At 73.3% G+C, this 24099-nt stretch carries 22 protein-coding genes; 5 read left to right on the forward strand and 17 right to left on the reverse strand.

Features of this window, described 5'->3' with window-relative positions; genetic code table 11:
* Positions 1–274: 274 nt before the first annotated feature.
* From KF823_12315 to KF823_12335, 5 genes are all read right to left on the reverse strand, one after another.
* Positions 275–2074, reverse strand: coding sequence for a phospholipase D family protein (locus KF823_12315; GenBank protein MBX3726687.1), 1800 nt, complete (start codon positions 2072–2074; stop codon positions 275–277).
* 124 nt (positions 2075–2198) lie between these two features.
* Entirely contained in the window at positions 2199–2669 is a 471-nt protein-coding gene (locus KF823_12320) for a histidine phosphatase family protein (GenBank protein ID MBX3726688.1), read from the reverse strand.
* 591 nt (positions 2670–3260) lie between these two features.
* Complete coding sequence (locus KF823_12325) at positions 3261–5186, reverse strand: tetratricopeptide repeat protein (protein ID MBX3726689.1); 1926 nt, start codon at positions 5184–5186, stop codon at positions 3261–3263.
* Positions 5174–5875: a 2OG-Fe(II) oxygenase gene (locus KF823_12330; GenBank protein ID MBX3726690.1), complete on the reverse strand. Its 702-nt coding sequence runs from the start codon at positions 5873–5875 to the stop codon at positions 5174–5176. Before KF823_12330 ends, KF823_12325 begins: the two co-directional genes overlap by 13 nt.
* A 225-nt stretch (positions 5876–6100) precedes the next feature.
* Positions 6101–6733, reverse strand: a complete 633-nt coding sequence (locus KF823_12335) for a ParA family protein (protein ID MBX3726691.1) — start codon at positions 6731–6733, stop codon at positions 6101–6103.
* Positions 6734–6876: 143 nt separating this feature from the next.
* Here KF823_12335 and KF823_12340 point away from each other — a divergent pair, with 143 nt between their 5' ends.
* A complete protein-coding gene (locus KF823_12340; GenBank protein MBX3726692.1) occupies positions 6877–7533 on the forward strand; it encodes a hypothetical protein in 657 nt (218 codons plus the stop codon).
* 230 nt (positions 7534–7763) lie between these two features.
* Here KF823_12340 and KF823_12345 read toward each other — a convergent pair whose 3' ends face one another.
* From KF823_12345 to KF823_12360, 4 genes are all read right to left on the reverse strand, one after another.
* Complete coding sequence (locus KF823_12345; GenBank protein MBX3726693.1) at positions 7764–9050, reverse strand: TIGR03862 family flavoprotein; 1287 nt, start codon at positions 9048–9050, stop codon at positions 7764–7766.
* Between the two features lie 342 nt (positions 9051–9392).
* Entirely contained in the window at positions 9393–10670 is a 1278-nt protein-coding gene (locus tag KF823_12350; GenBank protein MBX3726694.1) for a multifunctional CCA addition/repair protein, read from the reverse strand.
* The gene (locus tag KF823_12355) at positions 10654–11604 is read right to left on the reverse strand and encodes a complex I NDUFA9 subunit family protein (GenBank protein MBX3726695.1); all 951 of its coding nucleotides are present in this window, start codon (positions 11602–11604) and stop codon (positions 10654–10656) included. Before KF823_12355 ends, KF823_12350 begins: the two co-directional genes overlap by 17 nt.
* Entirely contained in the window at positions 11601–13640 is a 2040-nt protein-coding gene (locus KF823_12360; GenBank protein MBX3726696.1) for a transglycosylase SLT domain-containing protein, read from the reverse strand. The genes KF823_12355 and KF823_12360 overlap by 4 nt, the downstream gene beginning before the upstream one ends.
* Positions 13641–13724: 84 nt before the next feature.
* Between KF823_12360 and KF823_12365 the strand changes: the two genes are divergently transcribed.
* Complete coding sequence (locus KF823_12365) at positions 13725–14552, forward strand: sulfite exporter TauE/SafE family protein (protein ID MBX3726697.1); 828 nt, start codon at positions 13725–13727, stop codon at positions 14550–14552.
* 150 nt (positions 14553–14702) lie between these two features.
* Here the strand turns inward: KF823_12365 and KF823_12370 are convergent, their stop codons facing one another.
* The 4 genes from KF823_12370 to KF823_12385 form a co-directional block, all read right to left on the reverse strand.
* Positions 14703–15341, reverse strand: a complete 639-nt coding sequence (locus KF823_12370) for a thiol:disulfide interchange protein DsbA/DsbL (protein MBX3726698.1) — start codon at positions 15339–15341, stop codon at positions 14703–14705.
* Complete coding sequence (locus KF823_12375; protein MBX3726699.1) at positions 15338–16114, reverse strand: endonuclease/exonuclease/phosphatase family protein; 777 nt, start codon at positions 16112–16114, stop codon at positions 15338–15340. Before KF823_12375 ends, KF823_12370 begins: the two co-directional genes overlap by 4 nt.
* Positions 16115–16182: 68 nt before the next feature.
* Complete coding sequence (locus tag KF823_12380; GenBank protein MBX3726700.1) at positions 16183–16809, reverse strand: thiol:disulfide interchange protein DsbA/DsbL; 627 nt, start codon at positions 16807–16809, stop codon at positions 16183–16185.
* 44 nt (positions 16810–16853) lie between these two features.
* On the reverse strand, positions 16854–17612 hold the full coding sequence (locus KF823_12385; GenBank protein ID MBX3726701.1) for a cytochrome c4: 759 nt from the start codon (positions 17610–17612) through the stop codon (positions 16854–16856).
* Between the two features lie 124 nt (positions 17613–17736).
* On the opposite strand from KF823_12385, the gene yihA reads away from it, so the two are divergent.
* Positions 17737–18360, forward strand: a complete 624-nt coding sequence (gene yihA, locus KF823_12390; GenBank protein ID MBX3726702.1) for a ribosome biogenesis GTP-binding protein YihA/YsxC — start codon at positions 17737–17739, stop codon at positions 18358–18360.
* Between the two features lie 149 nt (positions 18361–18509).
* On the opposite strand, the gene KF823_12395 is transcribed toward yihA, so the two are convergent.
* Positions 18510–19031, reverse strand: coding sequence for an adenine phosphoribosyltransferase (locus tag KF823_12395; protein ID MBX3726703.1), 522 nt, complete (start codon positions 19029–19031; stop codon positions 18510–18512).
* Complete coding sequence (locus tag KF823_12400; GenBank protein MBX3726704.1) at positions 19028–19999, reverse strand: DMT family transporter; 972 nt, start codon at positions 19997–19999, stop codon at positions 19028–19030. The genes KF823_12395 and KF823_12400 overlap by 4 nt, the downstream gene beginning before the upstream one ends.
* Before the next feature lie 255 nt (positions 20000–20254).
* On the opposite strand from KF823_12400, the gene KF823_12405 reads away from it, so the two are divergent.
* Positions 20255–20800: a DUF3060 domain-containing protein gene (locus KF823_12405; GenBank protein ID MBX3726705.1), complete on the forward strand. Its 546-nt coding sequence runs from the start codon at positions 20255–20257 to the stop codon at positions 20798–20800.
* 144 nt (positions 20801–20944) lie between these two features.
* On the opposite strand, the gene KF823_12410 is transcribed toward KF823_12405, so the two are convergent.
* Positions 20945–21691, reverse strand: coding sequence for a class I SAM-dependent methyltransferase (locus tag KF823_12410; GenBank protein ID MBX3726706.1), 747 nt, complete (start codon positions 21689–21691; stop codon positions 20945–20947).
* A 116-nt stretch (positions 21692–21807) separates the two neighbouring features.
* Here KF823_12410 and arsC point away from each other — a divergent pair, with 116 nt between their 5' ends.
* Entirely contained in the window at positions 21808–22170 is a 363-nt protein-coding gene (gene arsC / locus KF823_12415) for an arsenate reductase (glutaredoxin) (protein ID MBX3726707.1), read from the forward strand.
* Between the two features lie 460 nt (positions 22171–22630).
* Here arsC and KF823_12420 read toward each other — a convergent pair whose 3' ends face one another.
* The gene (locus KF823_12420) at positions 22631–24043 is read right to left on the reverse strand and encodes a hypothetical protein (protein MBX3726708.1); all 1413 of its coding nucleotides are present in this window, start codon (positions 24041–24043) and stop codon (positions 22631–22633) included.
* Between the last annotated feature and the right edge of the window lie 56 nt (positions 24044–24099).

Below are 24099 nucleotides of genomic sequence, written 5' to 3' on the forward strand. Positions count from 1 at the left end.
AGAAGTGCAGTGCCGTCGCATCGGCGATACGCCGCCTGGCAACGGGCTGAGGCACGACGCCAATCAGGCCTGTGGGAGAGGGGCCGGGGGAGAGGGCCGGGGCTTGCCATGATCTGCATCGTTGCCGGCCCAGCGGCGCGCGCTGCTCAGGGCAGCCCTCTCCCCCGCCCCTCCCCCGCAGGCGGGGGAGGAGAGAAGTGCGGTGTCGTCGCATCGGCGATACGCCGCCTTGCAGTGGGCTGAGGCACGACGCTGATCAGGTCGAGGCGGGCGCCTACAGCACCGGCAGCAGCGGCGCGCCGAAGGCCGCCGACAGTCGCGTCAGCACACGCTTCCAGAAGCTGTCTTCGCCCGGGAAGTCGCCGACGTCGGCGTGGCACAGGTGGAACTGCGGGTGCGTGCGCGCCAGCGGCGGACAGGCGGGTTGCAGCTCGTAGCTGGTCGCATAGCGGAACGGCCACAGGTCGAACACTGGCAGCGCGGTGGAGATCCGTTCGATGGCGCGGCCCATGCGGTAGAAGGGTGCCGGGCCGCGCGGGCCGCGGGCGATCAGCCAGGCGTTGCCGGGCGCCATGTCGCGCTCGATGGTGGCGGTCAGCCGCGCCGCCAGCGCGGCATCCTCGATGACCAGGGCCGACTCGGTGTTGAAGCGGTCCGAGCGCGGATCGAAGTTGTGGCTGCCGACCAGGCTGGTGTGTCCGTCCACCACCAGGGTCTTGCCGTGCATGCTGTTGCGCGGCGCACGAACCGGCCCGGCCAGTTCGACCATGCGCTCGAGGTCCTCCGGGTCGGGCCGCATCTCGTGGATCTGGAAGCCCAGCTCGCGCAGGTAACGCTTCTTGTACTTCCAGGTCAGCGCATAGACCGGAAAGGCGTCGGTCGCCGCCAGCGAGTTGGTGGAGACGCGCACCTGCGGCGGTTCCGGCTCGCTGCGGCGGGCGCGCAGCAGGCGGCGGCTGGGCCGGTCGAGCACCAGGTAGGGCGTCTGGATCAGCAGGTCCCGGCGGGCACCGGCGACCAGCCCGGCGATCTCCAGGCTGACCGCATTGGCCTCGGGCCGGCGCGAGCCGACCTTGACCGGGGCATCGGCGACGAAGCGGATCGACTCGACCGGCAGCATCGGCGCCAGGAAGCGGCCGCGCACCAGGGCATCGTCGGCGGCCTCGGCGGCGAAACGCGCCGCCTGGGCATGGATCGCCGGATCGATCTCGGCCTGCGGCTGGGGCGCGGACTCGCCGGGCGCGACGCGACGCAACTGCCGGGCGACATCGGTCAGGTATTGTGCCGGCACCGCGCGCGGATGCGCCCAGAAGCGGTCGAAGGCCGCGACCATGTCCGCCACCACCGGGCCGGTCACCAGCAGCTCGCGGTCGTAGTAGGCGAACTCCGGGTCGAGGTCGAAATAGGTGTCGGCGTAGTTGCGCCCACCCAGGATGCCGACCTCGCCGTCGATCGCGAACAGCTTGGTGTGCATGCGCTGGTTGAAGCGCGAGAAGCAGCACAGGATGCCGGCGGCGAACTCGCCCGGCGAAGTGCGCGCCTGGTTGAAGGTGGGGTTGTAGACGCGCAGCGACAGGTTGGGATGGACGCGCACCAGGTTGGCTAACAAACCGGGATGGTTGAGCGAGAACAGCTGGTCGACCAGCAGGCGGACCCGCACGCCGCGCCGCGCCGCGGCCTCGAGCTCGGCCAGCACCAGGTCGGAGCCGGCGCCCGGCTTGAAGATGTAGGTCTGCAGATCGATGCTGTGCCGGGCCGCGCGCAGCAGGTGCAGGCGGATGCGCAGCGCGTCGCTGCCCAGTTCGAGCGGCAGCACGTGATGGCGACCGGCCTGGGTGGCGAGGAATTCATGGAAGGGCGAATCGATGGCCGCGCAACCGGCCGCTGCGGTACAGGATTGCGCGGTACCGGCCTGTGCGTGCGCCTGCGCCTGCGCCAGCCGGGCGTCGACCTCGGCGCGGCGCGCCGGCGACAGCGCGCAACCGGCAAGAGCCATGGCCAGAAGCGCGGTCGCCAGGCGCGACAGCGCGACGCGGCATCGACGATTCGGCCCGCCCGGCACGGATGGACTCACCGGCCCTGGTCCACGTTCGCGATCGCGCGAGGCAGCACGGCGTCGTCCTGGCCGGTCGGCGACGGGTGCGACGGCAAGTGTGGCAGGACAGGCGATTGCCGGGACGAGGCCCGCGACGCGGCTTTCAGGGCGACCACGCTTCGAGCAGCCTGGACTTGCCGCGCAGCGGCCGCGCCGGCCGTGTCGGCACCAGGATGCGCAGGTGGGCAGCGGTCACCATCGGCGGGGCGTCCGCGCCGACCAGGAAGGTCGCCAGGTCGGTAAGCCCTGGGTTGTGGGCCACCACCAGGGCGTGCGCGGCCTGCGGCCGCAGCGACTCGACCAGGTCCAGCAGGACTTCCCACTCGCATTCGTAGATCTGCTCGGGGTACTCGGCCGCGGCGGTGAAGTCGTAGCCGAGCGGCGCCAGCGTCTGCCGCGTGCGCGTGGCCGGCGAGCAGCGCACCTGATCGGGGATGCCGCGCTCGCGCAGACGTTCGGCCAGCAGCAGGGCCTGCTTGCGACCGAGGGGCGACAACGCGCGCTCGAAGTCGCTGCCCGCGGGCGCCTTGGGCAGGGCATCGGCATGCCGGACGAGGTCGAGCAGCAGACTCATGGGCCGCGAATGCTAGCACCCGGGCAGTCCGCAACGGCCCCGCAGGCAAGGACACGTGTGTGTCGTTTGCGCCGGGAGCCCGGCACCCCGGGGACCGCCAGCGCCTGCCTCGGCCCGTCGCGCAACGACGCGCCTATCCGCCTTGGCCGCCGAATTCGCCGGCCCACGGGCCAGGCGCTCCTGATCGCCTGCCCTTGGGAACCTTCCTGCAATCAGCGGCGTAGCGGTGCCTTTTCGCGGCTGTGGAGCCCGCGGCACTCGACAGCCCGACCGTGTTCCGGGAAGCGCGTCGGCAGGGCGACCCGCTGCGGAGGTCTTTCAACCCCGATCCCGCGCCGCGGAAAAAAGAGGTGCAGGTCACGGCCCCGATCCCGATTCCCGAGCGCGCGGGCCCGGACCAGTCATGGACCCACGTCGTGGGGCGTCGAGGGCGTGCCAGCAGGCTGTTGAAGAACAGCCTGCTGGCTGCGGCCATGGATGGCTGTTCGGCGAAGAGACTGCACAAGCAGCCGCTTCGACGGGAGCGCGTCCGGACCTGCGCCGGACGGGCGACTTGAAAAACGACCAGGATGGTCGTTCTTCAACAAGCTGCTACGCCGCCGGCCCGAGGTCGAACGAGATGCTGATGCGCTCGCCCTCGCCGCTGTAGGGCAGCGTGCGGTGGAACAGATAGGACGGAAAGAACAGCATCGCGCCGGGTCGCGGGCGGAGCCGCAACAGGCGATCCGGGGGCGGCGCGGGCAGGCCGGGATAGGGCTGGCCGAACTCGATCCAGCCGGCGGCGCTCCCGTCGCCAAGTACGGGCGGCAGCGCCACGTAGAACGCCCCGGACAGCCAGGAGCCCTCGTGGATATGGGTGTCGATCAATCCCTGCTCGCGCACCCGCGTCGCCCAGACGTGCATCAGGTGCGGGCCGCGCGGCACCTGGCCCAGGAACGGATGGCCCGGGACATCGGGCAGGCCGGCGATGAAGGCGGCAATGGCGGCGCGCAGGCTGTCCGCGAAGCCCGTAATCGCCGGCGTGTCGTCGGCCAGCAGCTCGCCGGTCAACCAGCCGCCGCGCGCCACCAGACCGACCGGCTCGTAGCGCAGCCTGCTGTGGTTGCGGATGTCGTCGGCCAGCGCGGCCAGGAAGGCGTCACGGTCGGCGAAGGCTGGCGGCGTGGCGATGTCGACCTCGCGCACCCAGTCGTGCAGGCCCAGCCAGGCCTCCGCGGCCGGCCAGCCCTCGACACCGGCCAAGGCGATGGCGCGCGCGGCAATGCCACCCTGGTCGGCGGGCTCCAGCCTGCAGGCCCGGTCGAGCGCAACCAGCGCCGGGGCGGACTGCTGGCTGCGCAGGCGTACCTGGCCGAGCTGGCGCAATACCGGCGCCGGCGCATCCTCGGCCTGGGCGAGCAGCTGCAGGCACTGCTCGGCCTCGTCGAGGCGACCCAGGGCTTCGAGGACGCGCGCCAGGGTCACCGTCGGACCCGCTTCGTCCGGCGCCAGGCGCACGGCCTCCCGGGCAGGCTGCAGGGCTGCCTGGGCGTTTCCCTGCTTGAGCAGGCAGGCGGCAAGACAGTCGTGCGCAGCGCCCAGCCCGGGATGGTCGGCGATCAGCGCGCGCGAAGCAGCCAGCGCCCGCTCGACCTGATCTGGCGCCGTGCCCCGGGACAGGGCCGCGGCCAGGGTCATGCGGGCGGGCACGGCATCCGGCGCAAGGGCGACGGCAGTTCCGGCGGAAGCGATCGCCTCATCGATACGGTCGAGGTGGATCTGGCTGGCCGCCAGGTTGGTCCAGGCCTCGTGGCCGTCCGCTCGCAAGGCCGCGGCGTCGGCGAATGCCGTGGCGGCCGCCAGCCAGGCACGCCGCCGCCAGGCGAGATGACCGCGGGCCAGGGCCAGCACGTATCGATCGGCACCGGCAGCGACACCTTCCTGCAGCGCGGCTTCGGCACCGGCAACGTCGCCGGCTACCTCGCAGGCCCAGGCCAGGGCCTGCCAGGGCTCGGTCCGGCCTGGCTGGCGTCCGACCAGGGCCCGGGCCTCGATCAGTGCATCGGCAGCGTGGCCGGCGTCGGCCAGCGCGCGCACCCGGGCCGATGCCGCTTCAAGGTCGTGCGGCCGGCGCGCCAGTACGGCCTGCCAGGCTTTCGCCGCCTCCAAGGGGCGCCCGGCCTCGCCCGCCGCCTGCGCCAGGCCGATCCAGGGTTCCGAGGGCGCCGGCTGGCGTTGCACGGATCGGGCGAAAGCCTCGATCGCGGCAGCCGGCTGGCCCGCGGCACGCAAGGCGAGGCCAAGGTTGTAGTTCACACCGGGATCGTCGGGGCGACGGGCCTGGACGCGCTGCAGTGCGTCCACCGCCAACCCGGCCCGACCCAGCGCCAGTGCGGCACCCGCCTGTATCTGGAGGGCATCGGGATGGTCCGGATGGGACTCAAGCACCGGCTGCAGCAGGGCCAGGGCCTGCTCGGCCCGGCCCGCCGACAGGGCAGACCAGGCCGAGCGCAGTGCGGCCAGGGTCACGTCAGCCACCAGCCGGTGATGCCCAGGCGATCGGTCTCCGCCCAGGGCGCGACCGGCGAAACGAAATGCCAGGCCGGCACCTTGAACAGGCTCAGGCTGTTGGGCATGGGTTCCAGCGTCTCGACGACCCGGCCGTCCTGGTCCTGGAAGTGCAGCAGGCCACCCCAGTCGGCCGACCAGGACCGGCCGAGGTTGAAGACATACGCGTAGCGACGGCCTTCATCCGCTTCGAAATCGTTGTGTCGGCGAAGGAACATGCCTGGCCGATAGCGGGTCGCCTGGGCGCTGACCCGTCGCAGCGACGGGTCGCCGGTCAGCATCCGGCAGAACGACAGGAACGGCGGAGCATTGAGGAAGTCGAGCACGGCGTGCAGGAGCAGGCCCGGATCGCGGCCTTCGAGCGCCGCGGTGACCATCATGTAACTCTCATAGGCGAACGCGTAGCCGCCCCGGGCGCCCTGCGCTGCCTGCGCGACCCGTCCGGCCTCGCCGTCGCTGCCGTTGCGCCACTCCGCCGCCGGGAGCAGCCGGGCCACGTCTCCGGCATGACGCACGGCCAGGCCCCAGGGAACCTCCTGCTCCAGGCAGGCACGCAGCCGCTCGAGCGCACTGGCCTGGAGCACGTCGGGAATCTGGATACGGCCGCGCTGCTGCAGTTGCTGCCGCCAGTGCCGCAGGTCGAGATCGTTGCTGAGCATCTCCGGGAAGATCGCGCGGGACGGGAGTGGCCATCTTCTCACGCCCGGCGCAGCCGCCCTGCCGCGACCCGAGAGGCGTCCAGTCTCAGCGCATGAGCGGGGACCGGGACCAGGGGCCAGGAGCGAGAGGGGGCGAGCAGGGACCGGGGATCAGGACAGGGGGGACGGGACTGGCTGCGGCGCCGGGCCCCGGATCGGTCGCCGCGAGGGCGGCAGCGCCTCCCGTCAGCGCCCCAGCCAGCGCAGCAGGCGTGCGAAGTCCTCCTGGCGATCGAGGGCGAGCATGCTGCGGTAGTCGAACAGCCCCTTGCCCATGGCGGCGGCCAGGACGTAGGCCTGGGTATCGCGGACCTGGGCCAGCAACGGGAACGGCTGGCCGGCCAGGCGCTCGAGCGCGGCGCGTGTCGACAGGGTATCGACGCGCACCCGGTTCAGCACCAGACCGACCTTGGCGCGCCCGCCCGCCACCGGGCGGGTGCCGGCCAGGTCGGCCAGGAAGCGCTCGCTGGCATCGAGGTCGATCACCGAGGGCAGCATGGGTACCAGGACCCGGTCATCGGGCTGCAGCAGCTTTTCCAGGTCCTCGGCATGGACACCGGCCGGCGTGTCGACAATCAGCCAGTCGACCCCGGCGGGAGGTTGGAAGCCGCCCAGGCGCTTGAGCTTGCGCAGCACCACCCATTCCACCGGGGCGGCGTCCTGCGGCCGGCGCTCGCACCACGCGGCGGTCGACAGCTGCGGATCGCAATCGGCGAGCAGGACGCGCCGGCCCTTGCCGGCCAGCGCCGCGGCAAGATTGACGGTCAGCGTGCTCTTGCCGCAGCCGCCCTTGCTATTGGCCAGGAACAGACGCTTCATCGCACCCTCCGGCATGACCCGCGCCCGATCATGCCCGGCCCCGGCCGGGGTGTCGAGACCGGCGCGGCGCGGCTTGACCGGGATCAACCGGGCCAGAGTCGGACGCGGCCTACAATGGCCCTCCGCTCCGCCAGGCCGCCGCCATGTTCCAGGTGACCCCGCTGTTCGCCGTGCCGATGATCGAGGTGCAGCACCCCGATCCGGCCGATCTCAACGCGCGCCTGCGCGAGCTGTTCCTGGCCCGAGAGGCCGAGGGGCTGCGCCATGCCAACCCGGCGTCGTCGATGAAGATCAAGCAGGGCCTGTTCGAAAGCGACTTCACGGTGTTCTCCTGGCCGGACGCGCCGGTGCAGGCGCTGCGCGAGTTCTGCTGGGCGGGCCTGTCGCGCGCGGTGGCGCAGCTCAACGGCTTCGGCGCCGAGCAGATGGCGCGCCTGCAGATCTTTTCCCACACCTGGTTCCACATCACCCGGGGCGGCGGCCAGTTCGACCTGCACAACCACGGGATGGCCTCGTGGTCGGGCGTTTACTGCGTGGATCCCGGCGACAGCCCGGCCGACGACCCGGATTCCGGCGCCCTCACCTTCGTCAACCCGATGGCCCTGGCCAACATGTTCCAGGACCCGGCCAACGTCCACCTGCGCCGGCCCTACGGGATGGCCAACATCACCTATCGCCACACCGCCGGCCGTCTGGTGCTGTTCCCCTCCTGGCTGTTCCACCAGGTGCAGCCCTACCGCGGCCTGCGCGAGCGGATCACCGTCGCCTTCAACTGCTGGTTCCGCTTCGAGGGCGAGTAGGCCGCGAGCCAGCACGACCCGGACGATCCGCCTTCGGTCCTCGTTCGCCATGGTTCCTGCGTGCGGCGCCGCATCGGTCGCCACGCGCCTTGCCCAGATGCGCGCCTGGCGCCCGGGCGCTGCGGCCTTGCCGCGACGACACGGATCGATCCGGACACGGCACCGGCGGCACGCATCCTCAGGGGTCCGCTCGGGCCTGGCCACGGAACGCGCCTGAGCCGCGACACCCCTCAGGTGTCCTGGGTCTGCTCCCGGTACCCACGGTCGTACGCAACGCCCCGATCCCGCAACCAGGCCAGCACGCCCTGTGCGGCCGCCGCGCCGCTGGCGAAGCAGGCGGTCAGCAGGTAGCCGCCGGTCGGCGCTTCCCAGTCGAGCATCTCGCCGGCGACGAACACGCCGGGCAACGCGCGCAGCATCAGGCCCTCGTCGAGCGCCTCCAGGCGCACGCCGCCGGCGCTGCTGATCGCCTCGGCGACCGGGCGCGCGCGCAGCAGGCGCAGCGGCAGGCGCTTGATCGCGGCGGCCACGCGCTGAGGATCGTCGAGCACCTCGCGCGGCAGGATCTCCTGGAGCAGGCCGGCCTTGACGCCGTGGATGCCGGCGTCGCGACGCCACTGCTCGGCGCGCGTGCGCTTGCCGCGCGGTCGCGACAGCGCCGCCTGCAGGTCCTCCAGGCTGCGACCCGGCGCCAGATCGAGCGCGAGGTCGGCATGGCCGTCGCGGGCGATGCGCTCGCGAAACAGCGCCGACAGCGCGTACACCACGCTGCCTTCCAGGCCGGTCGCGGTGGCCACGCATTCGCCCTGCAGCGCGCGCGGCGTGCCGTCGTCGTCCAGCCAGTGCACCACCACCGGCTTGACCGGCGCGCCGGCGTGGCGCTGCGCGAAGTGCGCGCTCCAGTCCAGGTCGAAGCCGCAGTTCGCCGGCTGCAGCGGCGCGATGTCCACGCCGCGCGCCCGCAGCACCGGTACCCAGGCGCCGTCGGAGCCGAGCTGCGGCCAGCTGCCGCCGCCCAGCGCCAGCACCACGGCATCGGCCCCGGCGCTGCGTTCGCCGACGGGCGTCTGGAACGCCAGGTCGCCGGACTGCGTCCAGCCGGCCCAGCGGTGCTGGACATGGAAGGCGACGCCCTGCTCGCGCAGCCGGCGCACCCAGCCGCGCAGCAGCGGCGCCGCCTTGCGGTCGGTCGGGAACACCCGTCCCGACGTGCCGACGTAGGTGTCGATGCCGAAGCCCCGTGCCCAGGCGCGCAGCGCGTCGGCGTCGAAGCGCCGCAGCCAGTGTCCGACCGCCGCGCTGCGCGTCCCGTAGCGGGGGGCGAAGGCTTCGAACGGATCGGAGTGGGTGAGGTTCAGCCCGCCCTTGCCGGCGATCAGGAACTTGCGGCCCACCGAGCCCTTCGCCTCGTACAGGTCCACGGCGACGCCCGCCGCACGCAGCCGCTCGGCCGCGAACAGGCCGGCGGGGCCGCCGCCGATCACGGCGACACGGAGTGGAGCGGGCGATGCCGTCATCGCGGCATTATCGCCGCGCGGCCAGGGCCACGGTTGCCGCGCATGGCCGGGCTCAGCCCGTCCCGATTGGCGTCGTGTCTCAGCTCGCTGCCAGGCGGCGTGTCGCCGGTGCGACGGCACCGCACTTCTCCCCTCACCCGCCTGCGGGGGAGGGGCTGGGGAGAGGGCCGCCCCGGCCAGCGCGCGCCGCTGGGCCGGCAACCATGCAGATCATGGCAAGTGCCGACCCTCTCCCCCGGCCCCTCTCCCAGAGGGAGAGGGGAGCACAGCGCGCTGCGCTCAGCGAACACCGGCTCCTGGCCCTTGGTCCCGACCCTGAGCTGAGACAGGACGCCAATCGGGTCAGCCCGTCGGATCCGGCAGGGCCAGCGCGCGGACCGCGCGGATGCGCGCTTCGCGCACGGCGGCCGCGATGTCGGCATCGGTACCGGCGACGCGCGCGGCCACGGCGCCGGCGTCGACCGCGCGCGCAGCCGCAAGTGCAGCGCGCAGCCGCCCGGCCTGCGGGTAGGGGTCGTCCTGGCGCCCGGCCCGGCCGCGGGCGTCGGCTTCGCAGGCGAGCAACAGCCGCTGGAAGCGCTGCGGACGGCGGAACGCGTCGACCTTCGCCAACAGGTCGACCACGGTGGCCGGACGCAGCTCGGCCGCCCGATGGATGTCCAGATGGTGGCGGCAGGCCAACCGGGCCAGGTCGGCGTGGTCGCGGGGCACCTTGAGCCGGACGTTGACCGCCTCGACCATGGGCAGGCCGGCGTGCTCGTGGCCGCGGTGCGCGGGCAGCTCGCCGGCCGGCGTGACGCCCTTGCCGAGGTCGTGCAGCAGGGCCGCCCAACCGACCTGGCTGTCGCCGGGCGCCAGCGCCGCGGCCATGTCGCTGACCAGCTCCTGGTGCCGGCCGGTGTCGATCTCGGGGTGGAACTCTGCGCGCTGCGGGATGCCGTACAGAGCGTCCAGCTCCGGCAGCAGCACGGCCAGCGCGCCGCTGTCGCGCAGCATCCGCAGGCAGGCCGAGGGCCGCGCTTCGCGCAGCGCCCGTTCCAGCTCGGCCCAGACCCGTTCCGGGACCAGGTGGTCGAGTTCGCCTGCCGCGACCATGCCGCGCAGCAGGTCCAGGGTCTCCGGCGCCACCGTGAAACCCAGGGGCGCGAAGCGCGCCGCGAAGCGCGCCAGCCGCAGCAGGCGCACCGGGTCCTCGGCGAACGCCGACGACACGTGGCGCAGCACGCGCGCCTGCAGGTCGGCCTGGCCGCCCCAGGGATCGATGACGCGGCCCTGCGCATCCTCCGCCATGGCGTTGATGGTGAGGTCGCGCCGGCGCAGGTCGTCCTCTAGGCTCACCGACGGGTCGGCGTCGACCACGAAGCCGCGGTAGCCGCGGCCCTGCTTGCGCTCGGTGCGCGCCAGCGCGTATTCGGCCTGGCTGTCGGGGTGCAGGAACACCGGGAAGTCGCGGCCGACGCCCCGGAAGCCCAGCGCCTCCAGGTCGGCCTGGCGGGCGCCGACCACCACGAAGTCCTGGTCGTGCACCGGCAAGCCGAGCAGGCGGTCGCGCACGGCGCCGCCGACCCGGTAGGTGGCGAAGCGGCCGGCCGGAGCGAACGGCTCAGGTGCGACGGGCATGGTGCCGGTACTGGTCCAGGCGCGCCTGGTGGCGGCCGCCGGCCAGCATCTGCGGCACCACCGCGTCGACCGGCGTCGGCGCGATGCCGAGCGCGGCCAGTCCGTCCCTGCTGCCGACCGAATCGAGCTTGAGCGAGCGGAAGTTGTCGCTGGAGATCGGCTTGCCGGGGATCAGGTCGCCGACCAGCGCCTGCACCCGCCCGAGCGGATCGGGCAGGCCGATCACCCAGCGGCGCAGGCCCAGGTGGCGGGCGGTGTAAGCGACGATCTCGCGCAAGCTCATCACCCGCGCGCCGTACAGCTCGAAGGTCTCGCCGGCGGTCTCCGGCCGCGCCAGGCAGCGCGCGACGGCCTCGACCACGTCGCCCACATGGACCGGCGCGAAGCGCGCGCCGGGCCGGGCGATCGGCAGCGCCGGCAGCAGCCGCAGCAGGCCGGCGAAGCGGTTGAACAGCCCGTCGCCGGGTCCGAACACCACGCTCGGCCGAACGATGCGCCAGCGCAGCGTGCTGGCACGGACCAGCGCCTCGGCCTCGCCGCGGGTGCGCAGGTAGTGGCTGTCGCCCTCGCCGGCGCGCAGCGCGCTCATCTGCACCAGGTCGGCGGCCCCGGCCGCCGCACAGGCGGCGATCACCTGGGCGGTGAGCTCGACATGGGCGCGCCGGAAGCCCTTGCCGCCGAAGCCGCGCTCGTTGAGGATGCCGACCAGGTTGACCACGGCGTCGGCGCCGGCGAAGGCGCGGGCGAGCGCCTTCTGATCCAGGGGATCGACCTGCAGCAGGCGCAGCCCCGGCAGCAGCCGCAGGTCGCCATGGCCGGCAGGATTCCGGCTGGTGACGGTGACCCGGTGGCCGGCATTGGCCAGCCGTGCCGCGAGGTGGCGGCCTATGAAGCCGCTGCCGCCGACGATGACGATGTGCCGTGTCGTGTTCATGGCGCGGTGTCCTCCATGCCGATGCCGTCCCGTGCCGGAACCTGGGCGAGCGGCGCCGCGCAGTGCACACCGCCGCTGGCCGCGAACGCGGTCGCCGCCGGGCGCTGGCCGGGATCGGGCAGGCGGCTGGCCAGCGGGCGCGTGCGGCCATGCAGGCGCCAGTCGTAGATCACGCTGAAGGCGAGCACCCGGGCCACGTATTCGCGGGTCTCGCGGTAGGGAATGGTCTCGATGAAGACATCGGCGGGCAGGTCGCCGCGCTGGTCCAGCCAGCGCTGCACGGGTGCCGGCCCGGCGTTGTAGGCGGCGCTGGCCAGCCAGGGGCTGCCCCCGAAACGTGCCGCCTGGTCGGCCAGGTAACGGCTGCCCAGGCGGATGTTGCGGTCGGGATCGAGCAGGGTGGCGGTGCCCTGCCAGGGCTCGCCAAGCTGCGCCGCCACCTGCCGGCCGGTGCCCGGCAGCAGCTGCATCAGGCCCCAGGCGTCGGCCGGCGAGCGGGCATCGGGCTGCCAGGCGCTTTCGGCGCGGATCAGCGCCAGCACCCAGGCCGGGTCGAGGCCGTTCGCGGCGGCCTCGCGCTCCACCGTGTCGCGGCGAGGCAAGGGGAAGCGCAGGGCGTACTTGCGCAGGTCGTCGCCGCCGCTGAGGGCGTGGATGACCCGGTCGTGCCAGCCTTGCGCGGCGACCATCAGCAGCATCTGGTCGCGGCCGGCGGCATCGCCGCGCGAGAGCGCGCGCTGCAGGGCGCGCGCCGCCTCCGGCCGCCAGCCCACCGCATGCAGTTCCAGGGCGCGCGCGAGATCGATGTCGGCGAGCAGGGCGCGCTGGCGCTGCGGGTCGGCGCCGACCTCGATGGGACACAGCGAATAGGGCAGGCCGGCCCGGTCGGCCGCCAGGAAACCGTGGAAGCTGGCGTCGCCGGCCAGGGCGGCGAAGGCGTTTCGCGCCGCCTCGGCCTGGCCGGTCTCGTCGAGCGCGCGGGCGCGCCAGTAGCGCATCCGCGGCGCCTGCGCCTGGTCGGCCGGCAGGCCGTTGACGAGGGCCAGCACGGCCGGCCAGTCGAGCGCGGCGAGGGCGGTGCGCAGGCGCCAGTCGGCGATCTGCGCATCGCGCGCGCTGGCCGGCACGCGGTCCAGCCAGTCGCCGGCGTCGGCGCGGTAGCCGGCCGCGGCGAACACCGCGATCTCGCGCAGCACGGCGGCACGTTGCGCATCGCTGAAGGCCAGCCGCGGCGACAGCGCCTGCCAGTGGCCGATCGCGCTTTCCACGGCCGAACGCGCGCGGCGCTGCAGGGCCAGGGTGGCGGCCTCGCGGGTGGCGGGCTCGTCCGGCCAGGCGGCAGCGGCACGCAGAGTGGCCTCGGGGTCGCCCGCGGCACGCGCCAGCCGTTCGCCGGCGGCGCGCTGGTTGGCCGGCAGTTGCCGCGCCAGGAAGCCGGCCAGGCCGCCGTTGCCGGCTTCGACCGCCAGGCGCAGGCGCTGCCAGGTGGCGGCGGCATCCAGCCAGCCCTGGGCACGGCCATGGGCGATCACCGGGTCGCAGGCGTCGGGAAGACCTTGCCCGGTCGGCCACAGGGCCCGCAGGCCGGCGCGCAGCGCGGCGGCGTCGCCGCCGCGTTCGATGCCGGCGCGCAGACGGTGGCAGGCCAGGCTGCCGCCCAGCTCGTCGCCGGGATCGTCGGCCTGGAAGCCGGCCCAGTCGCCGCGCCGCGCCAGCTCGCCCAGCCAGTCGCGCAGGAACTGGCGGCCGAGCTGGCTGTCGCCTTCCGACGCCAGAAAAGCGCGGGCACGACGTGCGTCCAGGGTGCGCAGCTCGCGGCGCAGGGCGGCGTAGTCCAGGTAGGGCGCCAGCACGTAGCCGTCCAGGTGGCGACGCCGCTGCGCATAGTCGTCCTGGCGGCCGGCGGCGAGTGAGACCGCGGCCGCCAGGAACTCGGCACGCCAGGCCGGCGTGCGGTCGCGCGCGGCATCGGCGGCCAGGGGCGGCGCCACCACCAGCAGGACAGCGAACAGGAACGCGGCAGGGCGCACGGTCATCGCGACCAGTCTACCCCGGGGACGGATGCACGCAGCGTGTGCGGCCAGGACCGGATCGCCGGTGCCGCGCGCGATAATCCGGCGATGCCCGATCCCTCGCTGCTGGTCGATCTCGTCCTTTATCTGCTGCTCGGCGCCCTGGCCGGCTTCCTGGCCGGCCTGCTGGGCATCGGCGGCGGCCTGGTGGTGGTCGCCGCACTGGTCTGGCTGCTTCCCGGCCGCGGTGTGCCGGCCGCCGTCCTGATGCAGGTGGCGCTGGCCACCGCCCTGGCCGGCATCGTGTTCACCGCCGCGTCCTCGACCCGCGCCCACTGGCGGCGCGGCGCGGTGCGCTGGCCGCTGGTCGCCTGGCTGGCACCCGGCCTGGTGCTGGGCGCCGCCGGCGGCGCGGTGCTGGCCACCTGGCTGCCCAGCCGGCTGCTGGCCGCCGTGGTGGCGGTCTATTGCCTTCTGAGCGCCTGGCAGCTGGCCCTGGGCAGCGTGCGGCCAGCCGCCGGCGCCGCGCACGAGGTCGGTCGACTGTTGCTGGCGCTGGCCGGTCCGGTGATCGGCGTGGTCTCGGCGATCGTCGGCATCGGCGGCGGTTCGATGACGGTGCCGCTGCTGGTCTGGCGGGGCGTGGTGCCGGTGCAGGCGGTGGCCACCTCGGCCGCCTGCGGGCTGGCGATCGCCGTGGCGGCGGCAGCCAGTTACGCCCTCGCGCCGCCACCGCAGGACCTGGTGCTTCCGCCCGGCACGCTCGGCTATGTCTACTGGCCCGCTGCGCTGGCCGTGGCGGCGACCAGCATGCTCACCGCACCCGCCGGGGCACGGCTGGCCCACCACCTGCCGGCCATGCTGCTGCGCCGGGTGTTTGCCGGGTTCCTGCTGCTGATCGCGGCGCTGATGGCGGTGGCGGTGCTGCGCCACTGAGTGCCTGGTCGGCTCGGGCACGCCTGACTGCGCGCCCGAGGCGCGCGCGAGCCTTCCATGGCTCGCGGCTGCCGCGCATCGACCCCGCGCTGCCTGGCTGAAGCCCGCTCGACCAGAGACTCGGGTCTGGTCTGCTCGGGCCCGCCTGGGTCAGGGCAGGTTGGCGAGCAGCCAGTCGGCCACCGCAAAGGGCCGGCTGTCGCCACGCTGGCGCAGCTCGACCCGGTAGCGGCCGGCGACCACGAGGGTCGGCGTCGAGGTGATGCCGGCGGCCAGCGACCACTCGCGGGCCTGCGCCATCGCCGCCTCGACCTCTGCGGAACGGGCGACCTCGAGGAAGCGGCTGCGATCGATGCCGGCGACCTGCACGATGTCGGCCAGCTGCTCCAGCGTCTGTCCCGGACGGCCTTGCTGGTACATGGCCGTGAAGATCGGCCGGTGCACGCGGCTGAACACGCCCATCGCCTGGGCGGTGTGGAAGGTGCGCGCATGCGGGTCCCAGGCCGGCGAGAACACCACCGGCACGTAGCGCAGGACGACCGCGTCGCCGCGTTCGCGCTTCCAGGCATCGACCTCGGGCTGGAACTGGGCGCAGGCCGGGCAGGCGTAGGAGAACGCCTCGGTGACCTCGTTGTCGGCCGCCGGCAGCGGGGTGGCCAGGCGATGCCAGTGGACCCCCTCCTGATAGGCGCCGCCGGTGGTCCCGGCAGGCGCCGGGGATTCCTGGGAGCCGCCGCCACAGGCGGCGAGCAGGCCAGCGACGGCCAGCAGCGCGATGCGTTGGATCATGGTTCAAGCTCCTCTTCGGTGGCGCCGGGCAGTCGGGTCCAGGCGCAGTCGCAGGGCAGGCGCGCGGTCAGCGCCAGCGGCAGGTGGTCGGACAGTCCGAACGAGGGCGCTTCGCAACGCAGCGACTCCAGGGTGTCGGACAGCAGGATGTGGTCGATGCCGCGCACCGGCGCCCAGCTCGGGAACGTCGCCGGCGAGGCCGAGGGCGGCGTCAGCGGGGTGCGCTCGTACAGCTGGATCATCTCGCGGGCGGTGGCGGGGCAGTTGAAGTCGCCCATCACGACGACATGGCGATGCTCGTCGATGATGCCGCGCAGGAACTCGATCTGGCGCATCCGCGCGCGCGGCCCCAGCGACAGGTGGACGACCACCACCAGCAGGGCGTCGTCGCCATCGCCGAAGCGCGCCCACAGTGCGCCGCGACCGGGCAGCGTGCCGGGCAGCGCGTAGTCGCGCACCTCGCTGGGCTTGCGCCGCATCAGCAGCGCGTTGCAGGTGTGCGTGATGCCGCCGATGCGGCGGTTGGTCTGCACGCTGAACCAACCGAAGCCGGCCTCTTCGGCGAGGAACTCGATCTGGTTGGTGAACCCCGAACGCAGGCTGCCGGCATCGGCCTCCTGGAGGGCGACGATGTCGTAGTCGGTGAGCAGGCCGGCGAGCTTCTGGAGGTTGCGCCGGCGCGCGCCGTGCCCCAGCAGGTGCCGCCAGGGCCGGGTCACGTAGTGGTGATAGCGCTCGAAGTGGGCGCCGGCCTGGATGTTGAAGCTGAGCAGGCGCAATGCGCCGTCGGCGCCGTGCCGGGCTGCCTGCGCGGAGGCGGTCACGGCGCCGGTCGCAGGCCTCAGTTGCCGCGCATTTCCTGGGCGACCAGGAAATCGACCACCTCCAGCATGCCCTGGAAGCCGCCCTGGCCGGCCTGCACCAGGTACTTGCCGTTGACGATCACGCTGGGTGTGCCCGGCACTCGCCAGCGCATCGCCTGCTCGCGGGCGCGACGCAGCTTGAGGTCGGTGGAGCTGGCGCCGGCCGCCTCCATGAAGGCGGCCCGGTCGATGCCCTGCTGGGCCGCGAAGTCGGCGATCTGCTCCAGGGTGGCAAGCGCCCGACGCTCCTGGTGGATGGCCTTGAACATCGGCTCATGCAGGGCGTCCAGGGCGTTCAGCGCCTCGGCTGCGAAGAAGGCGCGGGCGTGGGGCTCCATCGCCGGCGAGAACACCGCCGGCACGCCGCGGAACTCGACGTGCTCGGGCTTGCGTGCTTTCCAGGACGCCAGGAACGGCTCGAAGTGGGCGCAGTGGATGCAGGTGTAGGCGAATACCTCGACCACCTCGACCTTGCCCTGGGCGACCTGGGTCGGCTGCGGCGGATCGATGCGCTGGTAGTGGGTGCCTTCCTGGAACAGCGCCTGGGCGCCGGCCAGGCCGGGCAGGACGAGCGCGAACAGCAGGGCGAGCAGGCGGATGGGCATCGGTGCGTCCTCGGTAGGGGGCGAAACGGACCGGAACCGGCGGCTCAGGTTCCCGGTTCCGCGACGGGCTGCGCCTCGGCCGCGGCAGGTGCCGGATCCGCCACTGCGGCCGGCACCGGGGTGCGGCGCGCGGCGGCGGCGGCGGCCGGGTCGGCCCGGTGCAGGCCCTCCACATAAGTGGCCAGGGCGGCGATCTCGGTCTCGTCGAGGCCGCGCGCGATCGCCACCATCTGGGTGCTGGGGTGGTCGGCGCCGCCGTAGTGGATGCCGGCGTGGAAGCGCTCGAGCACCGTCCTGGTGTACTCGCCGTGCTGGCCGGCCAGCGCCGGATAGCCGGCGCCGGGGATGCCCCGGCCGCTCGGGCCATGGCAGGCCAGGCAGGCCGGCACACCAGCCTCCGGCTTGCCGCCGCGATACAGGCGCGCGCCCAGGCCCGCGTAGGTGTCGTCGCGGCCGTCGATGGCGCTGTCGTCGGCCAGGCCGGGCACGATGGTCTGGCCGGCGAAGTACGCCGCCATGTCGGCGATGTCCTGATCGGACAGGCCGGCCACGAACGGCGTCATCTCGATGATCTCGCGCTCGCCGTCGCGCACCGCCCGGGTCTGCCGGTAGGTGTAGTCGGCGTGCTGGCCGGCCAGCTTGGGCCAGGCCGGGTTGGCGGAGTTGCCGTCCAGGCCGTGGCAGGCGCCACAGACGGCGGCCTTTTCGGCGCCGGCCTGGGCATCACCGACCGGCGGCGCTTCCAGCGCCTGCACGGCAAAGCTGGCCAGACCCGCCAGCGCAACAACCAGCCGAATGCTCATGAAGGACACTCCAGGGAACTCGTTTCCATAGCAGGGCGGCGATTCTAGCAGCCGCCGCCGGCAGGCGGTTCAGGCGGCGGCCGGGATCGCGCCCGGGGACTGCGGGAGCCGTCGACCTTCTATGATGGCGGCCGTGAGAAACCCCTTCGCCTCAGCCACCTTCGCCCGCAGCGCGCCGCGGCTGCCCGACCTGCCGCCCGACGAGGGCCGCGAGCTGGCCTTCGCGGGCCGCTCCAACGCCGGCAAGTCCAGCGCCATCAATGCCCTGACCGGCGTCGCCGGCCTCGCCCGCACCTCGCGCACGCCCGGCCGCACCCAGCAACTGGTGGTGTTCGACCTCGATGCCCGGCATCGCCTGGTCGACCTGCCGGGCTACGGCTACGCCAAGGTGCCGGTGGCGGTGCGCGCGCAATGGGGCCAGGAGCTGGGCCGCTATTTCCGCGAGCGCCAGAGCCTGATCGGCCTGGTCCTGGTGATGGACTGCCGGCACCCACTGAAGGACAGCGACTGGCTGCTGCTGGAGGCCTGCGCCGACCGCGGCCTGCCGGCCATGGCCCTGCTCACCAAGGCCGACAAGCTGGGCCGCAACCAGCAGCAGACCCTGCTGCGCGAGGTCCGTGCCCGCCTCGCCGAAGGCGGCGCCCTGGTCGCCGCCCGGCTGTTCTCGGCGACCCGCCCGGTGGCGCAGGATGCGATCCGCAACGAGCTGGGCGCCTGGCTGTTCAAGGACATCGCGCCGGCGCCCTGAGCGCTCCAGCCGCGAACGCTCCTGCACGGACCACCTTCCGGCGCAGACCTGCGCCTGTCCCCGCTCCCTGCGCATGCGCCCCTCTGAGAGGCCGCGATGTTTCGCCCGGCGTCCGACATCCCGCGCGCAGGCACTCGCCCCACGCACACTCAGTCGTAACGCAGCACCGTCTCCAGCGGAGGGCCCTGCCGCCAGCGGGCGCGGCCGTCGAGGCCGGCGAGCTCCAGCAGCACGCCGGCGCCGGCGACCTGGCAGTGCAGCTTCTCGACCAGGGCGCGCGCCGCGGCCAGGGTGCCGCCGGTGGCCAGCACGTCGTCGACGATCAGCACCCGCCGACCCGGGGGCAGCGCATCGACATGGATCTCCACGCGGTCGTGTCCGTATTCGAGGCCGTAGTCCTCGCCGATGGTCGCTCCGGGCAACTTGCCCGGCTTGCGGATCGGCACGAAGCCGGTACCCAGGTGCACGGCCAGGGCGGCACCCAGGATGAAGCCGCGCGATTCGATGCCGGCCACCGCGTTGATATCGGCGTCCCGCCAGGGTGTGGCCATGGCCTGGATCGCGGCGCGCAGGCCGCCGGCGTCGGCCAGCAGCGGCGTGATGTCCTTGAACACGATGCCCGGCTTCGGAAAATCGGGCACGTCGCGGATCAGTCGGTCGAGATCGGTCATGGCGGGGTCGCAGCGTCGGGTGGGGTCGGCCGCGCTGCCAGGCGCACGGTGCCGATGAAGATGCCGAGCAGGGCGAGCAGCACGCCCAGCCACTCCCGGCCGCTGGTGGCGCGATCGAACAGCAGCACGTCCTGGACGAAGGCCAGCGCCGGCTGCAGCAGCAGGAGCAGGCCGACCAGCGAGGCCGGCAGGCGTGGCATGGCACGGGCGATCAGCACCCAGCCCAGGCACTGGCCGACCACGCCGAGCGCGACCAGGGCGGTCAGCGAGCGGGCATCCGGAATCGCGAAGGAGACGCCCTCGACGGCGCCGGTGCCGGCCAGCATGGCCGCGCACAGCAGCGAACACAGGGCCAGCAGCTGCGCCGAGGGCAGGTCGGTATGGCCGCGCTGGGCGTGCCGGAAGCTGAGCATGTAGACCGCGTAGCACAGGCCGGTGAGCAGGCCGAGCAGGACACCGGTGCGCGCGCCCGGGCCGAGCGTCGACCAGTCGACGCCGACCAGCAGCCAGGTGCCCGCGAACGCCAGCACCAGGCCGGCCAGGAAACGCGGCCCCAGTCGCTCGCGGTAGAGCAGCACGCCGGCCAGGGCCATGAAGAAGACCTGGAAGTTGGCCAGCAGGGTGGCCAACCCGGGCCCCACCAGCAGGATGCTTCGGTGCCAGACGAACAGGTCGGCGGCGAACGCTGCGGCGGGCAGGCTCATCCACAGCCAGTCGCGACTGCGGGTGGGGCGCCATTGACTCAGGAGCAGCAACAGCAGCGCCAGGGCGACACCACCGAACGCCATCCGCCAGAACGCCGAGACCGTGGCTGGCACGTCCGCGTACCGGACCAGCACGCCGGTGGTGCTGATCAACGCCGCACCCAGGACCATCATCAGCAGCGCCGCACGATCGCCGGGCACCGGGGCGCCCGGCGACGGGCGAGGTTGCGCGGGCTGCTGCGGGCGGGCCTGGACCGGGGGCATGCGGGATCCGGAAAAAGCGCGAAATGTGATCCGCTGCGCTGGCGGCCGGCGGTACCAGGGCGCATGATGGCAAAGGTCGATGACGGCTGTCGCGCGGCCTTGCCGCGATCGTCACGGATCAGGCGGCGACACTGTCGGCACCGTGGCACGCCTGTCGCGCGTGCCGGGCACGATACGCCGCACGCATCCGGCGGGTCGGGCCATCCCGCGCCGGACGAATCTTCGGCGCAACCATCCAGACACGGGGGTCCTGCCATGCGCGTCGCCATCTTCGCCACTCTGCTCGGGCTTGCCCCGTTGGCCCTCGCCGGCGTCGCCGTCGCACAGGACGACGCCGAGCCGCCGCCGCGGACCCTGCGCGATCCGGCCCAGGCCCTGCCCAGCCGGCAGACCGGCGAGGCGGTGATGCCCGCCCGCGAGGCCTTCGACCGCGAAACACCGCAGATCCGGGTCGGCGTCGGCCGCGACCGCGCAGCCGAACAGGCCGCGGCCGAGGCGGCCGGCGCGCAGCTGGTCGGCGACGGCCATTCGCGCAGCCACGAGTGCAGCCCGGGCGAGCGCGTGCAGCTGGTCGGCAGCGGCAACATCGTGCGCATCTCCGGCCTGTGCGTCGGCCTGGTGATCGACGGCAACGACAACCAGGTCGAGGTCGAGGTCATCGACGAGATCCGCATCAACGGGCGCGACAACGACGTGCGCTGGCGTCGCGGCCTGACCGTGGACCGCCCCAACTACCTGGAGACCGGCGGCTTCAATACGGTCGGTCGGCTTGCCGCGGGGGCCGACGACGAGGGCGGCTGAGCGGCCGCGCGGCGCAGCCGCCGGTAGCAGATCGAACGCCGACACGACCGCGTCGGCGGCGCTTCCCGGCAAGGCTTCCCAGCCACCCGACGGAGCCGCCGGCGGTCGCGGCGGCCCGGCGCTCCGCCCGGCCGCTAAGGCGGGTTAGACGCGGCCGGCGCGCAGCGCCAGTGGCCAGCGCACGGTACGCAGCGTCGCCGGCGCGCCCCAGGCCGCCGCCAACGCGTCCGCCATATCGGCCACCGCGTCGCGGCCGGTGGCTGCCCGGTGGCGCTGGCTGGCCGACCAGGAACGCAGGTAGGCCAGGAACGCCGGCAGATCCCACTCGGAGGCCATCGCGAACGTCGGCGCCGGCAGTGGGTCGAACGGGAACGGCAGGTCGGCGTAGCCGGCCTCGACATGCTGCCGTTCCGGCGGCCAGTACGGACCCAGGACGCCCTCGTACAGGCGCTCGAACACCGCATCGACCGCCGCCGACACGGTGCAGAGGCCGTAGCACCAGACCGCCACGACGGCGCCGGGGCGCGCCACGTCCCGCACCGCCGCGTGGAAGGCCTCGCGGTCGAACCAGTGCCAGGCCTGGGCCACAGTGACCAGGTCGGCGCTGCGCGCCGGCAGGTCCGGCGCGTGCGCCGGCGCCACCTGGTAGCGGATCCTCGGATGCGCGGCGGCGCTGGCGATCTGGGCGGCGCTGGCGTCGCTGGCGTGAACGCGCTCGAAGCGCGCCGCCAGCGCCAGCGCCGCCTGGCCATTGCCGCAGCCGGCGTCCCAGGCAAGCTCGCGTCCGGGGCTGCGCTGCGCCAGCCAGTCGAACAGGGCATCGGGATAGCCGGGTCGCGCCGCCGCGTAGTCGGCGGCGTGCCCGGAGAAGTGGTCCTTGAAGGCGGTCATCCCGGGGCACCCCCGGGGCGGAGAGGTGATGTCCTCAAGGCGGATCTCCGGCCTGGCGCGGGCGACCATTGTCGCGCCGACTGGCATCGCCGGCAGCGACGCCGGACAATCCCGGCATGGACATCACCCTCTGGCACAACCCGCGCTGCAGCAAGTCGCGCCAGGCCCTGGCCCTGCTGCGCGAGCGCGGCATCGAGCCGCACATCGTGGAGTACCTGGTCGAGCCGCCCGACGCCGCGGCGCTGCGCGCCGTGCTGGCGGCCCTGGACGGCCCGCCGCAGGCCCTGCTGCGCGGCGACGAGCCGGACGCCCGCGCCCTGAGCCTGGCGCCGGAACGCATGGACGCCGGAGCCGTGGTTGCCGCCCTTGTCGCCCATCCAGGGCTGATCCAGCGGCCGGTGGCGATCGCCGGCGCGCGGGCGGTGATCGGACGGCCGCCGGAAGCGGTGCTGGCGCTGCTGCCGGACGCCACAGGCTGACCTGATTGGCGTCGTGTCCCAGTTCATGATCGGGGACCAAGGGCCAGGACTCGGGACCCGGGACCCGGGAAGCGCAGCGCGCTCTGCTCCCCTTTCCCTCTGGGAGACCTGATTGGCGTCGTGTCTCAGCCCAGGATCGGGGACCAAGGACCAGGACTCGGTGTTCGGTGAACGGAGCGCGCTGTGCTCCCCTCTCCCTGTGGGAGAGGGGCCGGGGGAGATGGTCGGGGCTTGCCATGATCTGCATCGTTGCCGGCCCAGCGGCGTGCGCTGGCCGGGGCGGCCCTCTCCCCCGCCCCTCCCCCGCAGGCGGGGGAGGGGAGAAGTGCGGTGTCGTCGCACTCGCGTAAAGCCGCCTGGCAACGGGCTGAGACACGACGCTAATCAGGTCCCCCGCAGGGCGGGGGAGAGGGCCGCCCGAAGCGGCCGGAAACTCACCGGCCGCCTGGCGGCCGCTGGATCACTCGCCCGGACGCGGCACCAGGTGGTCGGGCAGGCGCGGCGGCTCGAAGTCCCAGTTGAAGCGGACCGGCGTGCGGAACACCCGCACCGGCGGCAGCTCGCGCCCGCTGCGCAGCAGGCCGTAGCTGTCGTAGTAGCCACGCTGCGTGTTGGCGATGTAGTAGAGCTGGTCGTCGACCAGGACGCCCCGCGTCGGGCTGTCGAAGCCCGGCTGGTTCGCCTCGATCGGCACCGCCTGCGCGATCGCCCGGCCGGCGTCGTCCAGCTTGATGCGCAGCACGCGCTGCGGCGAGGTGCCGCTCTGGATGGCGACGATCTGCCCTTCGTAGACGAAGATGTCCTCGATGCCGTGCAGGATCACCGCGCCGGGATGACGCACGTCGAAGGCCATGCCGCGTGTCAGGTCCAGCCCGAACAGGCCCATGTCGTAGTCGCTGAAGTACAGGGTGTTGCCGTCCCCAGAGAACGCCAGGCCACGCAGACGGTTCAGGCGCGGCTCGGCCATCAGCGGCTCCAGCGCCGATTCGCCCAGACGGAACAGCTGTCCGCGCAGACCTTCGGCGACGATCACCTGGCCGCGCGGCGACACCGCAATGGTGTTCAGCACGTGCGGCAGGCCATCCTCGGGCGCGGGGTAGGCGGCGATCAGGCTGCCGTCCTCCAGCGAGAGCTTGAGCAGCGCCGAACGCCCGCCCTGCTCGGCCTTGAAGCCCTGGAAGTGCGGCACCGCCGCCGTGGTCGCCCACAGCACGCCGCGACCGGCATCGACACGCAGGTCGAACAGCCCCCACCAGGACTCGCCCTGCGGACGTGCCCAGGGCTGCACCTGGCCGTCGCGGCCCCGCCGGTAGATCACGCCATCGCGCGCGCTGCCGAACAGGAAGTCGCCGTTGCCCGGATGCCGGGCGATCGACTCCAGCAGCAGGTCGCGCGGGGCCAGCTCGAAGGCCAGCTCGCCGTCGCCGAAGGCCTTCTCGCGGGCATCGTCGAACAGCGCCACAAGGTAGTCCCACACTTCGGTGCCACGCAGCGGCGCCATCCGCGCATCGCCGGCCAGGTCGTAGGCGGCACCGGCGCGCTGCATGATCAGCAGGGCATTGTAGGCCTGGGGGAGGTCGCCCTTGCCGGCGTAGGCGGCGACCAGCTCGAAGACGTAGTGCGGGTTGTGCGGGCGAAGCTGGCGGACCCGCTCCCAGACCCGCACCGCACCGTCGAACTCGCCTTCGGTCTGCAGGCGGCTGGCCATCGCCACCAGCGCATTGACGTCGGTGATCTGGGTCAGGTCGACGACCGGGCCTTCGTCCTCGTCGGACTGCGCGGCCGGTGCCGCCGGCTGGGACTGCGCCGCGGACGCGGCGACGGAAAAGACCGACAGGACGGCCAGCAGCAGCGCTGCGGTGAGCTTGCTCATTAGCGTGGAAACACCTGGGTAAGGAAAGCGGGGCGGCCGCAGCGGGCGCTGCGGCA

This window comes from Lysobacterales bacterium (assembly GCA_019634735.1).
In the GTDB taxonomy this organism is placed as follows: Bacteria; Pseudomonadota; Gammaproteobacteria; order Xanthomonadales; family UBA2363; genus Pseudofulvimonas.